General features: G+C 58.3%; 12 protein-coding genes and 2 pseudogenes. 6 read left to right on the top strand and 8 right to left on the bottom strand.

What is annotated here, in order from left to right:
• Positions 1-121: 121 nt before the first annotated feature.
• From AACY02_RS11780 to AACY02_RS11795, 4 genes and pseudogenes are all read left to right on the top strand, one after another.
• Complete coding sequence (locus tag AACY02_RS11780; RefSeq protein ID WP_339432090.1) at positions 122-592, top strand: nuclear transport factor 2 family protein; 471 nt, start codon at positions 122-124, stop codon at positions 590-592.
• Between the two features lie 39 nt (positions 593-631).
• Positions 632-934: a GIY-YIG nuclease family protein gene (locus tag AACY02_RS11785; protein WP_339432091.1), complete on the top strand. Its 303-nt coding sequence runs from the start codon at positions 632-634 to the stop codon at positions 932-934.
• A gap of 8 nt (positions 935-942) precedes the next feature.
• Positions 943-1,169, top strand: a pseudogene (locus AACY02_RS11790) (phage portal protein); the annotation flags it as partial.
• Positions 1,170-1,327: 158 nt separating this feature from the next.
• Complete coding sequence (locus tag AACY02_RS11795; protein WP_339432092.1) at positions 1,328-1,555, top strand: hypothetical protein; 228 nt, start codon at positions 1,328-1,330, stop codon at positions 1,553-1,555.
• A 448-nt stretch (positions 1,556-2,003) separates the two neighbouring features.
• On the opposite strand, the pseudogene AACY02_RS11805 reads toward AACY02_RS11795, so the two are convergent.
• Positions 2,004-2,386 (bottom strand): annotated as a pseudogene (locus tag AACY02_RS11805) (DUF6124 family protein).
• Between the two features lie 533 nt (positions 2,387-2,919).
• On the opposite strand from AACY02_RS11805, the gene AACY02_RS11810 reads away from it, so the two are divergent.
• Positions 2,920-3,855, top strand: coding sequence for a glutathione S-transferase family protein (locus tag AACY02_RS11810; RefSeq protein WP_339432093.1), 936 nt, complete (start codon positions 2,920-2,922; stop codon positions 3,853-3,855).
• Positions 3,856-3,903: 48 nt separating this feature from the next.
• Here AACY02_RS11810 and AACY02_RS11815 read toward each other — a convergent pair whose 3' ends face one another.
• Positions 3,904-4,254 carry a glutaredoxin family protein gene (locus AACY02_RS11815; RefSeq protein WP_339432094.1) on the bottom strand — a complete coding sequence of 117 codons (351 nt, stop codon included), beginning with the start codon at positions 4,252-4,254 and terminating at the stop codon, positions 3,904-3,906.
• The gene (yejK, locus tag AACY02_RS11820) at positions 4,254-5,258 is read right to left on the bottom strand and encodes a nucleoid-associated protein YejK (protein ID WP_339432095.1); all 1,005 of its coding nucleotides are present in this window, start codon (positions 5,256-5,258) and stop codon (positions 4,254-4,256) included. The genes AACY02_RS11815 and yejK overlap by 1 nt, the downstream gene beginning before the upstream one ends.
• Positions 5,259-5,654: 396 nt before the next feature.
• On the opposite strand from yejK, the gene AACY02_RS11825 reads away from it, so the two are divergent.
• Positions 5,655-5,936 (top strand): HU family DNA-binding protein, encoded by a 282-nt coding sequence (locus tag AACY02_RS11825; RefSeq protein ID WP_003221909.1) that lies wholly within the window; start codon positions 5,655-5,657, stop codon positions 5,934-5,936.
• 186 nt (positions 5,937-6,122) lie between these two features.
• Here the strand turns inward: AACY02_RS11825 and rlmF are convergent, their stop codons facing one another.
• From rlmF to AACY02_RS11850, 5 genes are all read right to left on the bottom strand, one after another.
• Positions 6,123-7,142, bottom strand: a complete 1,020-nt coding sequence (rlmF, locus tag AACY02_RS11830; RefSeq protein ID WP_339432096.1) for a 23S rRNA (adenine(1618)-N(6))-methyltransferase RlmF — start codon at positions 7,140-7,142, stop codon at positions 6,123-6,125.
• Positions 7,143-7,289: 147 nt separating this feature from the next.
• Positions 7,290-10,136, bottom strand: a complete 2,847-nt coding sequence (locus AACY02_RS11835; RefSeq protein ID WP_339432097.1) for a valine--tRNA ligase — start codon at positions 10,134-10,136, stop codon at positions 7,290-7,292.
• Positions 10,137-10,338: 202 nt separating this feature from the next.
• The gene (locus AACY02_RS11840) at positions 10,339-10,734 is read right to left on the bottom strand and encodes a DNA polymerase III subunit chi (RefSeq protein ID WP_339432098.1); all 396 of its coding nucleotides are present in this window, start codon (positions 10,732-10,734) and stop codon (positions 10,339-10,341) included.
• Between the two features lie 8 nt (positions 10,735-10,742).
• Complete coding sequence (locus tag AACY02_RS11845; RefSeq protein WP_221729919.1) at positions 10,743-11,171, bottom strand: DNA polymerase III subunit chi; 429 nt, start codon at positions 11,169-11,171, stop codon at positions 10,743-10,745.
• A 60-nt stretch (positions 11,172-11,231) separates the two neighbouring features.
• The gene (locus tag AACY02_RS11850) at positions 11,232-12,722 is read right to left on the bottom strand and encodes a leucyl aminopeptidase (protein ID WP_339432099.1); all 1,491 of its coding nucleotides are present in this window, start codon (positions 12,720-12,722) and stop codon (positions 11,232-11,234) included.
• Positions 12,723-12,900: the final 178 nt, after the last annotated feature.

A 12,900-nucleotide genomic window follows, 5' to 3' on the forward strand; every position in this document is an offset into this window, starting at 1 on the left:
ACCGAGCAGGCTCGCACATAGGTTTTGTGTGCTGCGGGTATTCGGTTTACGAATGCCGATAGTGTTTGCGCACTTTGCGGATTATCGTACTGGCAATCTGTCCATTTTTTGGAGTTTGCCCATGAGTGAAGCCCACGCCGCGCTGATCACCCGGTTCTACCAGGCCTTTGAGAACCTCGATGCCGACGCCATGGCCGCGTGTTACACCGATGACGTCGTGTTCAGCGATCCGGCCTTCGGCGAACTGCGCGGGCGCGATGCCGGCGACATGTGGCGCATGCTCACCACGCGGGCCAAAGACTTCTCCCTGACCTTCGACAACGTTCGCGCCGATGAGCGCAGCGGTGGCGCGCACTGGGTCGCGACCTACCTGTTCAGCCAGACCGGCAATGTCGTGGTCAACGATATCCAGGCGCGCTTCGTATTTCGCGACGGCAAGATCTGCGAACACCACGACCACTTCGACCTGTGGCGCTGGTCACGTCAGGCGCTGGGCTTCAAAGGCTTGCTGCTGGGCTGGACGCCGCTGGTGCGCAACGCCGTGCGCGCCCAGGCGCTGAAGGGACTGAAGGCATTTCAGGCTGGTCGCTGATAAGATCGCCGCCTGTTTTCTACACGCCTAAATCCCAAAGTGACCAACCTTAGCGAAAAATCTGTCGATGTTGGCGAGCCGGTGAGCAAGTCCTGGTTCGTCTACCTCGTGCGCGCCGCCAATGGTTCGTTGTATTGCGGGATCAGCGATGATCCCGTGCGCCGTTTTGCCAAGCATCAGAGTGGCAAAGGCGCGCGATTCTTCCTCTCCAGCCCGGCCATGGCGCTGGTTTATACCGAGCTGTGCCGCGATAAAAGCGATGCGTTGCGCCAGGAGCGGTTGATCAAAAAGCTCAAAAAAAGCGCCAAGGAATGCCTGGTGGCGTCTTATCAGTCTGACTGATTGCAACAAAAGACGAGTTCGAGCGCATCAAGAGCATCACGCGCAATGACGTGATCGCGGCGTGGCGAATGAACCCAGCGCTGGGGGGATGCCAGAGAATGCGGCGGGGTTTGGTGATATCGAGAAAATAGATCGGGTTTATACAAATAATTAGATACGACCGATTAGCCAGTTGTTTAAGCAGATGAACAGATCGCTGCGACATGACAGGCAAATTTATTGGTCGGATTTATAGTAAATCAATTGTATAAATAGCATTTTAAATCGCAAAATCAATTAAAGACCTGTCAGGTTTGACAGTGGTGTTGATCTTCTTTTAATGACAGGCTAAAGGCTCCAGTCTTACCAATACTAAGACTTTAATTTAACTGGCTAGTGCTTAGGAGCTTCAAAATGTCGAAGACAGCAGAGTTCCCGATCGTGAAAACAATTGATACGGAGGTGTCCGTTAGGGATAAGTTTGCGAAAGAATATGGGTTGTCTACTCCAATAGTTGAGGTTCGTCTCGACTGGGCGCGAAACATGGCCACGGTTGTTTATAATGATATTCAGCTTGGCGCGCGTGGCGTTGAAACTTACAGTGCGTCCTCAATAGAAAAAACGACAACTATTAAAAGATGATTGTATTCTTGTCTTTTGGTGTTGGTTTGTCGGTGGGTGCAGAGTTTGCATTTATCAATTAGCGTGTGCTGCTGTTTTTAAAGGCTTTAGGGGTGAGTTGGCGAGGAGTGGATTTAATGGTGTTAGAATTTAGGTTTGGTCATGTCTGAGTCGGTCTAAATGACGGTGAACTGCAAAGCCTGTGATGAGAAAGGTCGGATTGTTTCTCGAGAAGAGCTTTCATTGGAGTTCGCTCGACTTTACTGTCAATGCGGCTCGACTGCATGAGGGCATACTTTGGTCACTAATCTTACATTTTCACACACACTCAATCCGCCTGCTCAAGCGGTTCATCGCCTACTGTTCGACCGACTACGAGCTTTGCCACGCGAAAAAACAACATGATTTATTTGAGCAACTTAGGTCTTTACCATAGTGGCGAGAGTACACCTCTCGCCACTAATTTCATTTACTCAGTGGGTACTAATTTATCCACAACCGGATTGACTGCCATCTCGCCACCATGACGATTTGCGCTATGCCTTGCAGTGTTTTACGGCGGGGCCCTTCTAACTGGCCGGCAAAATCATTGAGCATCACACTCGCCGATCCCAAGGTTTCGCACGCGTCGACCAACAGGGATTCGGCGTCCGATTGCGGGTTGGCCATGTAGAGACGGTTGGGTTGATAGGGGGGGGCCATGATCCGGGCCTTCGGTGGACCTAAATAATGGTCGAGTGCGCGTTCGGCGGCTTCGTTGAGTTTTCTCGAATCGGGGGATTCGTATGGCGACGTCGGATGGGTGATGGTTGCCGGGTCTATGATCGGTGGGTTTAGCGTTAATTTAAACATCGTGACTAACTTCTGTGAGGCCGCAAGCCCTAAGCCGCTAAGCGAAAGGGTGGCGGCTATGCGCAAGTTAGCGGACCGGTAGTCACCAAAACCCGGCGCACCCGAAGGTGCCATGCGCACACCCACCATCAAGTGCAGGCGAATGCCCGACTGGATAGACATGTGCAACCGTAGTGACTAGCTGAGCCGCTAAGCTCGATCACTGGAAATCAGTGACGGTTCCAAGTTACGCAGCCAGTCCAAGGCGCACAAGCCGGCGGATTCTGGCGTACGCGTAGGCAGCGGCGCAAGAATTTGTGGGCCTTTGCGCGTAACACTGAGTGTCTTTAAACGAGCTCGAAATATTGCGTGTAACTACCGACGAGTTCCATGGCGTTATCTGTCAGGCAATGCCCTGATGCCATGTATCGATGACGCGATCACGTCAGAGCTCTTATCAATCCGACTGATTGGTTCCCATCAGCCAGACCTGTAGGTTGCCAAGCCAATGCACGCTAAGCTGCCTGCTTACTATCTGAGCGGCGGAGCCGAGCATGTCCGAGTTGATTCTGCATCATTACCCGACCTCCCCATTTGCCGAAAAGGCCCGCCTGCTGTTGGGGTTCAAAGGCTTGTCGTGGCGCTCGGTGCATATTTCGCCGGTGATGCCCAAGCCTGACCTGACGGCCCTGACCGGTGGTTACCGTAAAACGCCGGTGCTGCAGATTGGCGCTGACATCTACTGCGACACTTCGCTGATCGCCCGTCGTCTGGAGCAGGAGAAAGCCCTGCCGGCATTTTTCCCTGAAGGTCAGGAAATGATTACCGCCAGTTTCGCTGGATGGGCGGATTCGGTGGTATTCCAACATGCGGTCAGCCTGGTGTTTCAACCTGAATCGGTGGCGGTGTGTTTCGGCAAACTGCCGCCGGAAGCCATCAAGGCCTTTCTGGCAGACCGTGCCGGGTTGTTCAGCGGTGGCAGTGCTACGCGTTTGTCCACCGAACTGGCCAAACACCAATGGCCGACGATCATGGCGCGTCTGGAGCAGCAGTTGCTGCGCGAGCAGGGTGACTATCTGTTTGGTGAGCCATCGATTGCTGACTTCGCCTTGGTGCACCCGATGTGGTTCCTCAAGGCGACGCCTGTCACCGCGCCGCTGGTGGATGAGTATCCGGCGGTGTCAGCATGGGTGGGCCGCGTATTGGGCTTTGGCCATGGCGCCGCGAGCGAGATGACGGCCGAGGAGGCGCTGGAGGTGGCACGTAACTCGACGCCACAAGCGTTGCCAAGTGAGCAATTCGAAGACCCGAACGGCTTCAAGGCCGGGCAGCCAGTGGCAATTGCCGCGACGGATTACGGGGTTGATCCGGTGGTTGGGGAGTTGTTGTTTGCAGGCAGTGAAGAGTTGATCCTTCGTCGCGAAGACCCACGCGCTGGTGTGGTGCATGTGCACTTCCCACGCTTGGGTTTCCGTATCGAAGCGCGCTGATTCACCCCGTCATCTGCAAAACCCGTGGGAGCGCGTTTGCTCCCACATTCATTTCAGGGCAGCGAGGATTTCGTCCGGGTCGAATCCGCGAATCAACGTGCCATTCACGTCGATCAATGGAATCCCGCGCCCACCCAATGCCTCATACGCCTTGCGCGCTTCGGCATCCTTCTCGATATCGAATTCCTTGAACGCAATGCCCTTGCTGTCGAGAAAGCGCTTGGTCTGCTTGCAGTAGCCGCACCAGTCGGTCGCATACAGCACGACATGGGCACTGGCACGGGTCTGCTCGGAAACCATTTGTGACGGATTGAAAACCCGCTCGATCTTGCCCCAGTTCTGATAGACCACCACCACGAGCAGAACCAGCGCGACCTTCTTCAGTACATTGGCGAGCATCAGTTGCGGCGCTTCAGCTGATCGGTGAGCGACGTCGGCAGGCCCTTGATGACCAGGGTGCCGGCCTCTTCGTCGTACTCGATCTTGGAGCCCAGCAAGTGCGCTTCGAAACTGATCGACAGGCCCTCGGCGCGGCCGGTGAAACGGCGGAATTGATTCAAGGTGCGTTTGTCTGCCGGAATCTCCGGCGAGAGGCCGTAATCCTTGTTGCGGATGTGATCGTAGAAGGCCTTCGGACGTTCTTCGTCGATCAACTCCGACAGCTCTTCCAGGCCCATCGGTTCGCCGAGCTTGGCCTGGCTGCTGGCGTAATCCACCAGTGTCTTGGTTTTCTCTCGGGCCGAATCTTCCGGCAGGTCTTCGCTCTCGACGAAGTCGCTGAACGCCTTGAGCAGGGTGCGGGTTTCGCCCGGGCCATCGACGCCCTCCTGGCAGCCAATGAAGTCGCGGAAGTATTCCGAGACCTTCTTGCCGTTTTTGCCTTTGATGAACGAGATGTACTGCTTGGACTGTTTGTTGTTCTGCCACTCGGAGACGTTGATCCGCGCCGCGAGGTGCAGTTGACCGAGGTCGAGGTGGCGCGACGGCGTCACGTCCAGCTCATCGGTCACCGCCACGCCTTCGCTGTGGTGCAGCAGGGCGATGGCCAGGTAGTCGGTCATGCCTTGCTGGTAGTGGGCGAACAGCACGTGGCCGCCGACTGACAGGTTCGACTCTTCCATCAGCTTTTGCAGATGTTCGACCGCGACTTTGCTGAACGCGGTGAAGTCGTGAGCGCCCTCCATGTATTCCTTCAGCCAGCCGCTGAACGGGAATGCACCGGATTCCGGATGGAACAGGCCCCAGGCTTTGCCCTGTTTGGCGTTATAGCTCTCGTTGAGGTCGGCGAGCATGTTCTCGATGGCCGCGGACTCAGCCAGTTCAGAGTCACGGGCGTGCAGAACTGCGGGCGTGCCGTCGGGTTTTTTGTCGATCAGGTGGACGATGCAATGACGGATCGGCATGGGCTTCTCGGCTGTTGGAAGGGAGGAGGGCAGGCTCCCCCGAAAAAGCGCCCAGTGTACCGCAACCACTGGTTTTGGCGCGGGCTGAAGGGCAAAACCGGGGGGCTCGAAGGTGGTTATGCAGTTTTTTGCCGATTTAGAGCAATAAAGCTGACCAAATGGGTAGCTAGAAGCGGATATTTCCCCGCCTCTGTGCTAGTTTTGCCCGGTCTTACGCGAAGTCACTGCGTTAAGCGTGCATTCAGCATTTGTCAGGTCGAACCAAACCCTGATTTCGGTATCTATAACCCCGACTCGTCGTGGTTATCGCCGAGGGTGCCAGATCCAGAAGATCGGGCTCGATGGCTGACACTGCACTCTGCAATCCATATGAATTTGATAGGGAAGGAACACTACATGGCTCTTACTAAAGACCAACTGATCGCCGACATCGCTGAAGCTATCGACGCGCCGAAAACCACCGCGCGTAACGCTCTGGACCAACTGGGCCAAATCGTTGCTGATCAGCTGGAAAACGGCGGCGAAATCACCTTGCCAGGTATTGGCAAGCTGAAAGTGACCGAGCGTCCTGCCCGCACTGGCCGTAACCCTTCGACTGGCGCTGCCATCGAAATCCCTGCCAAGAAAGTGATCAAGCTGGTTGTGGCCAAAGGCCTGACCGACGCTGTGAACAAGTAAGACGCAGCGATAAAAAAACCGTGCACCGGAGCAATCCGGGCACGGTTTTTTTGTGTCCGTTTTTTACTGACACCATAAATCAAATGTGGGAACGGGCTTGCTCGCGAAAGGGCAGTGTCAGTCGACATGTTTATTGACTGATCCACCGCATTCGCGAGCAAGCCCGCTCCCGCAAGTAGAGCTGTGTTAGCGCGTCCAGCGCTCGCGGCGCCAGATCTGCTGCTCGGATTTGGTCTGGAAGGTCCACGCGACGAAGCGGCTCTGTTTCTGCCCTTGGGACATTTCCACCACCTGGCTTTCCAGCGCGCCGGCCTTTTTCAGCGCTGTCTCTATGGCGGGCAGGTTCGAGGCTTTCGAAACAAGGGTGCTGAACCACAGCACTTTGTGCTGGAAGTTCGCGCTCTCGGCGATCAGTTGCGTCACGAAGCGTGCTTCGCCGCCCTCACACCACAACTCCGCCGACTGGCCGCCGAAGTTCAGCACCGGCAATTTGCGTTTCGGATCAGCGCGGCCCAGCGCACGCCATTTGCGCTCGCTGCCCTTGGTCGCTTCATCCATCGAGGCATGGAACGGCGGGTTGCACATGGTCAGGTCAAAGCGCTCACCCGGCTCCAGCAGACCAATCAGGATGTGCTTGCGGTTCTCCTGCTGGCGCAGCTTGATGACCTTGTTCAGGTCGTTGGACTGGACGATAGCCTTGGCAGCCGCCACGGCGGTCGGATCGATTTCAGAACCGAGGAAGTGCCAGCGGTATTCGCTGTTGCCGATCAGCGGATAAACGCAGTTGGCGCCCATGCCGATGTCCAGCACGTTGACGATCGCACCGCGTGGCACCTTGCCGTCGTTCATGCTGGCCAGCAGGTCAGCGAGGAAGTGCACGTAATCGGCACGGCCCGGCACCGGGGGGCAGAGGTAGTCCGCCGGAATGTCCCAATGCTCGATGCCGTAGAACGACTTGAGCAGCGCCCGGTTGAACACGCGCACTGCATCGGGATTGGCGAAGTCGATGCTTTCCTTGCCGTACGGGTTGATGATCACGAACTTCGCCAGTTCCGGCGTGGTTTTGATCAGTGCCGGGAAGTCGTAACGACCCTGATGGCGATTGCGCGGGTGCAGGCTGGCCTTTTCACGCGGCTCAACGGCTTTGGCCGGGGTCGCGGATTCAGGCTTCTTGCGCGCAGGTTTCGGGGGGCGGGGGGCGTTCATGGGTGTGGTCGATTCGGGTATGGCTGAAAGTGGCGGCTATTGTCCCACATCTAAAGACAACACCGTTCAAACTGTGGGAGGGGTATCGTGCTGCAGAAATAAAAAAGGGAGGCCAATGTGGCCTCCCTTTTTCATTGCGATGTGCCGTTACAAACTGGCAATCCGCGCGCGTTGCTCAGCCAACTTGCCCAAAGCCTGTTCCGCTTCCGCCAGTTTGGTGCGTTCCTTGTCGATGACTTCGGCCGGGGCCTTGTCGACGAAACCTGCGTTGGACAGCTTGCCGCCAACCCGCTGGACTTCGCCCTGCAGGCGCAGGATTTCCTTGTCCAGACGCGCCAGTTCAGCAGCCTTGTCGATCAGGCCGGCCATTGGCACCAGCACTTCCATCTCGCCGACCAGCGCGGTGGCGGACAGCGGTGCTTCTTCGCCAGCGGCCAGAACGGTGATCGATTCCAGACGCGCGAGCTTCTTGAGCAGCGCTTCGTTCTCGGTCAAACGGCGCTGGTCTTCGGCGCTGACGTTCTTCAGGTAGATCGGCAGTGGCTTGCCCGGGCCGATGTTCATTTCGCCACGGATGTTACGCGTGCCGAGCATCAGCTCCTTGAGCCACTCGATGTCGCTCTCGGCAGCCGGATCGATGCGCTCTTCGTTGGCCACTGGCCAAGGTTGCAGCATGATCGTCTTGCCCTGAATACCGGCCAGCGGCGCGATGCGCTGCCAGATTTCTTCAGTGATGAACGGCATGAACGGGTGCGCCAGACGCAGCGCCACTTCCAGTACGCGCACCAGCGTGCGACGGGTGCCGCGCTGACGTTCAACCGGAGCGTTTTCGTCCCACAGCACAGGCTTGGACAATTCCAGATACCAGTCGCAGTACTGGTTCCAGATGAACTCGTACAGCGCTTGCGCGGCGAGGTCGAAACGGAACTGATCCAGTTGACGGGTGACTTCGGCTTCGGTGCGTTGCAGTTGCGAGATGATCCAGCGATCCGCCAGCGACAGCTCGTAGGCCTCGCCGTTCTGGCCGCAGTCTTCGCCCTTGTCCAGAACATAACGCGCGGCGTTCCAGATCTTGTTGCAGAAGTTGCGATAGCCTTCGACGCGGCCCATGTCGAACTTGATGTCGCGACCGGTCGAGGCCAGCGAGCAGAAGGTGAAGCGCAGTGCGTCGGTGCCATAGCTGGCGATGCCGTCGGCGAACTCGTCGCGGGTCTGCTTCTCGATCTTCTTCGCCAGTTTTGGCTGCATCAGGCCCGAGGTGCGTTTGTGCACCAGCGTTTCCAGGTCGATGCCATCGATGATGTCCAGCGGGTCAAGGACGTTGCCCTTGGACTTGGACATCTTCTGGCCCTGGCCATCACGCACCAGACCGTGCACATAAACGGTCTTGAACGGCACTTGCGGCGTGCCGTCCTCGTTCTTCATCAAGTGCATGGTCATCATGATCATCCGGGCCACCCAGAAGAAAATGATGTCGAAACCCGTCACCAGTACGTCGGTGGAGTGGAATTTCTTCAGGAATTCGGTCTGCTCAGGCCAGCCCAGCGTGGAGAACGTCCACAGACCGGAACTGAACCAGGTGTCGAGCACGTCGTTGTCCTGTTGCAGCGCCACGTCCGGGCCAAGGTTGTGCTTGGCGCGCACTTCGGCTTCGTCGCGGCCGACGTAGACCTTGCCCGATTCGTCGTACCAGGCTGGAATGCGGTGGCCCCACCACAGCTGACGGCTGATGCACCAGTCCTGGATGTCGCGCATCCAGGAGAAGTACATGTTTTCGTACTGTTTCGGCACGAACTGGATGCGACCGTCTTCAACGGCAGCAATCGCAGGCTCGGCCAAAGGCTTGGTGGAAACGTACCATTGGTCGGTCAGCCACGGCTCGATCACGGTGCCCGAACGGTCGCCTTTGGGCACTTTCAGGTTGTGGTCGTCAACGCTGACCAGCAGGCCGGCGGCGTCGAACGCAGCAACGATTTGTTTGCGCGCTTCGAAACGGTCGAGACCGACGTATTCAGCCGGGATCTTGCCGTCGATGCTTTCGTTCAGCGTGCCGTCGAGGTTGAACACCTGACAGGCCGGCAGTACGGCGGCGTTCTTGTCGAAGATGTTCAGCAGCGGCAGGTTGTGGCGCTTGCCGACTTCGTAGTCGTTGAAATCGTGGGCCGGGGTGATTTTCACGCAACCGGTGCCGAATTCAGGATCGCAGTAATCGTCGGCGATGATCGGGATGCGGCGGCCAACCAGTGGCAGCACGACAAACTGGCCGATCAGGGCTTTGTAGCGCTCATCGTTCGGGTTAACCGCGACGGCGGAGTCGCCGAGCATGGTTTCCGGACGGGTGGTCGCGACGATCAGGAAATCGTTGCCTTCAGCGGTTTTCGCGCCGTCGGCCAGCGGGTACTTGAGGTTCCACAGGAAGCCTTTCTCGTCGTGGTTTTCCACTTCGAGGTCGGAAATCGCCGTGTGCAGCTTGGTGTCCCAGTTGACCAGACGCTTGCCGCGGTAGATCAAGCCGTCCTCGTGCAGGCGCACAAAGGCTTCTTTGACCGCTTCCGAGAGACCGTCGTCCATGGTGAAGCGCTCGCGGCTCCAGTCCACGGATGAGCCGAGGCGGCGGATCTGACGGCTGATGTTGCCACCGGACTGATCCTTCCACTCCCAGACTTTCTCGAGGAATTTTTCGCGGCCCAGGTCATGACGGTTCTGACCGGTGGCTTCCAGTTGACGCTCCACCAGCATCTGCGTGGCGATACCGGCGTGGTCGGTGCCCGGCTGCCACAGGGTGTTGCGACCCTGCATGCGGCGGAAACGGATCAGGGCGTCCATGATCGCGTTGTTGAAACCGTGCCCCATGTGCAGGCTGCCGGTGACGTTCGGCGGCGGGATCATGATGGTGTAGGAATCGCCCGCGCCTTGCGGTGCGAAATAGTTCTCGGACTCCCAGGTGTTGTACCAGGAAGTTTCAATGGCGTGCGGCTGGTAGGTCTTATCCATGCGCGGCGGGACCCTATTGGCATTTATTCAGGAAAAGCCGGGAAGTATAGCGGGGCATGGGGCCGAGGGCGAGCGGGGGGAGGGTGGTGTGCGTTTCAAATGTGACAGGGGGCTTGCTCGCGAATGCGGTGTGTCAGGCGCCCTCATCACTGGCCGATACACCGCATTCGCGAGCAAGCCCGCTCCCACAGGGGATTTGTGGTTATTCGTATTGGCTCAAAAGCCGTTCCATTCGCGCATCGAGGCGACGTTTGATCTCGGTTTCGATGTGGGGAGCGAAGTCGTCGATCACGTCTTGCATGATCAACTGTGCGGCGGCGCGCAGTTCGCTGTCCAGGTGCAGCAGGGCATCCGGGCCTTTGTCGAGGGTCGCCGAAGGTTGCGCGGCAGGTGTCGCAGAGGGAGCCGGTGGCGGTTCGACGGCTGGCGGCTGGGTGCCGGCTGAGTCGAACAACATCGGAATCTGTTCCTGTTCACCGTCGTCGACCGTGTCGGTCAGCAGCGGTGGCTGCAGGTTGTCATCGCCGAGCAACTGGCGGATTGATTCAAGATCGTCCAGCAGGTGTGCGGACTTTTGCTGCGGTTTTGGAGTGTCCATCGCAATGCTCAGAGTCGCTGTAAACGGTGATCTTGCAGAGGATAGCCCTGTTCGCGGTAGAAACGGAAACTCTCCCGCGCAGCCGCCCGTATGGTTGGGTCCTCCACCACCACTTCCGCCACCCGGGCGAATTTGCTGGCGAAAGTCGGGACTTTCAGGTCGAGATTGACCAGCAGGTCCTGATGCTCGCCGCAGTCAGCGCCCAGTCCCAGCACGATCAAACCGTCAGGTTCGCTGTCGGCCGGGCCGTGGGGCACGAAGGTTTCGCCCTTGAACGCCCACAAGCGAGCATCTAGATCGTCACGCTGAGCGGCATCGCTGCAATGCAGGTAGATGCGGTGGCCCATGCGCCAGGCTTTTTCAGTGAGCTTGCAGGCAAAGTCCAGACGAGCCGAAGGATCGGCGCTGGGCAGGATATAAAAGTCGACTTTGGTCATTGCGGTTCCAGAGCGGCAAACGGCGTCACCTGAAAGTGACGCCGCCGCCCGTCAGCGGTTTCAGGCTTTGGCGCGATCGAGCAGGTACTGGGTCAGCAGTGGCACCGGGCGGCCGGTGGCGCCCTTGTCCTTGCCGCCGCTGGTCCACGCGGTGCCGGCGATGTCCAGGTGCGCCCAGTTGAGGTTCTTGGTGAATCGCGACAGGAAGCAAGCTGCCGTGATGGTGCCGGCCTTTGGGCCACCAATGTTGGCGATGTCGGCGAACGGGCTGTCCAGTTGCTCTTGATACTCATCGAACAGCGGCAGTTGCCAGGCACGGTCGTCGGCCGTTTTGCCGGCGCTGAGCAGTTGCTCGATCAGTTCGTCGTTGTTGCCCAGCAGGCCGGAAGTGTGTGCACCCAGTGCCACGACGCAGGCGCCGGTCAGGGTGGCGATGTCGATCACCGCTTGCGGCTTGAAGCGCTCGGAGTAGGTCAGGGCGTCGCACAGCACCAGACGGCCTTCGGCGTCGGTGTTGAGGATTTCCACGGTCTGGCCGCTCATGGTGGTGACGATGTCGCCCGGACGCGAGGCATTGCCGCTCGGCATGTTTTCGGCGCAGGCGAGGATGCACACCAGGTTGATCGGCAGTTTCAACTCGAGCACGGCACGCAGGGTGCCGAAGACGCTGGCAGCACCGCCCATGTCGTACTTCATTTCGTCCATGCCGGCGCCCGGCTTCAGGCTGATACCGCCGGTGTCGAAGGTGATGCCTTTGCCGACCAGTGCGTATGGCTTCTCGGATTTCTTGCCGCCGTTGTATTGCATGACGATCAGGCGCGGCGGTTGGGCGCTGCCCTGGCCGACGGCGTAGAACGAACCCATGCCCAGCGCCTTGATCTTCTTCTCGTCGAGGACTTCGACTTTCAGATCCTTGAACGCTTTGCCCAGATCCTTGGCTTGCTCGCCGAGGAACGTCGGGTGGCAGATGTTCGGCGGCAGGTTGCCCAGATTACGGGTAAAGGCCATGCCGTTCGCGATCGCTGTCGCGTGAGTCACGGCGCGCTGCACTTCGGCCTGGGCAGCCTTGATGGTCAGCAGGGTGATTTTCTTCAGGGCGCGGGGTTCGGCTTTCTGGCTCTTGAACTGGTCGAAGGTGTATTCGCCGTCCAGCAGGGTTTCTGCCAGCAGACGGGTTTTGCCGTAGCTGTCGCGGTTTTTGACAATGATTTCATCCAGCGCCAGTACGGCATCACTGCCGCCCAGGCCCTTCAGCGTGTTGAGGATGCCGGCAACGATTTTGCGCAGCGGGCGGTCGCCCAGTTCTTCATCCTTGCCCACACCGACCAGCAGCACGCGCTCGGCTTTGAGGTTCGGCAGGCTGTGCAGCAGCAGGCTTTGGCCGACTTTGCCGGCCAGATCGCCACGCTTGAGTACCGCGCTGATCGCGCCGCCGCTCAGTTCATCGAGCTGCTTGGCGGCGACGCCGAGCTTGCGGCCTTCACCGACGGCAACCACCAGGGTGGCGGTTTTCAACGTTTCTGGGCTAACGCTTTTTACAACCAGTTCCATGTCCGGATCCCTGAATGAATGATCAACACACAGGCGTTCGACGGTGTTCGCAGTCGCCTGCTTATAGATAGAAGAGGCGCAGGCCAAGGCCTGCGACAAGGGCCGCAGTTTGAACCTCGCTCACCGCGCCTGACAACCCTCGGTTGTACGATCTTCAACCGATTGCACGCGCGGATGA

Source organism: Pseudomonas sp. EA_65y_Pfl2_P78, from assembly GCF_963970495.1.
Classification (GTDB): domain Bacteria; phylum Pseudomonadota; class Gammaproteobacteria; order Pseudomonadales; family Pseudomonadaceae; genus Aquipseudomonas; species Aquipseudomonas baetica_A.

Coding starts and splice junctions, on each gene's coding strand:
- AACY02_RS11850 (WP_339432099.1), bottom strand. CDS start 12,722: ATGGAACTGGTTGTAAAAAGCGTTAGCCCAGAAACGTTGAAAACCGCC.
- AACY02_RS11815 (WP_339432094.1), bottom strand. CDS start 4,254: ATGCTCGCCAATGTACTGAAGAAGGTCGCGCTGGTTCTGCTCGTGGTG.
- AACY02_RS11840 (WP_339432098.1), bottom strand. CDS start 10,734: ATGGACACTCCAAAACCGCAGCAAAAGTCCGCACACCTGCTGGACGAT.
- rlmF (WP_339432096.1), bottom strand. CDS start 7,142: ATGAACGCCCCCCGCCCCCCGAAACCTGCGCGCAAGAAGCCTGAATCC.
- AACY02_RS11795 (WP_339432092.1), top strand. CDS start 1,328: ATGTCGAAGACAGCAGAGTTCCCGATCGTGAAAACAATTGATACGGAG.
- yejK (WP_339432095.1), bottom strand. CDS start 5,258: ATGCCGATCCGTCATTGCATCGTCCACCTGATCGACAAAAAACCCGAC.
- AACY02_RS11810 (WP_339432093.1), top strand. CDS start 2,920: ATGTCCGAGTTGATTCTGCATCATTACCCGACCTCCCCATTTGCCGAA.
- AACY02_RS11825 (WP_003221909.1), top strand. CDS start 5,655: ATGGCTCTTACTAAAGACCAACTGATCGCCGACATCGCTGAAGCTATC.
- AACY02_RS11835 (WP_339432097.1), bottom strand. CDS start 10,136: ATGGATAAGACCTACCAGCCGCACGCCATTGAAACTTCCTGGTACAAC.
- AACY02_RS11780 (WP_339432090.1), top strand. CDS start 122: ATGAGTGAAGCCCACGCCGCGCTGATCACCCGGTTCTACCAGGCCTTT.
- AACY02_RS11845 (WP_221729919.1), bottom strand. CDS start 11,171: ATGACCAAAGTCGACTTTTATATCCTGCCCAGCGCCGATCCTTCGGCT.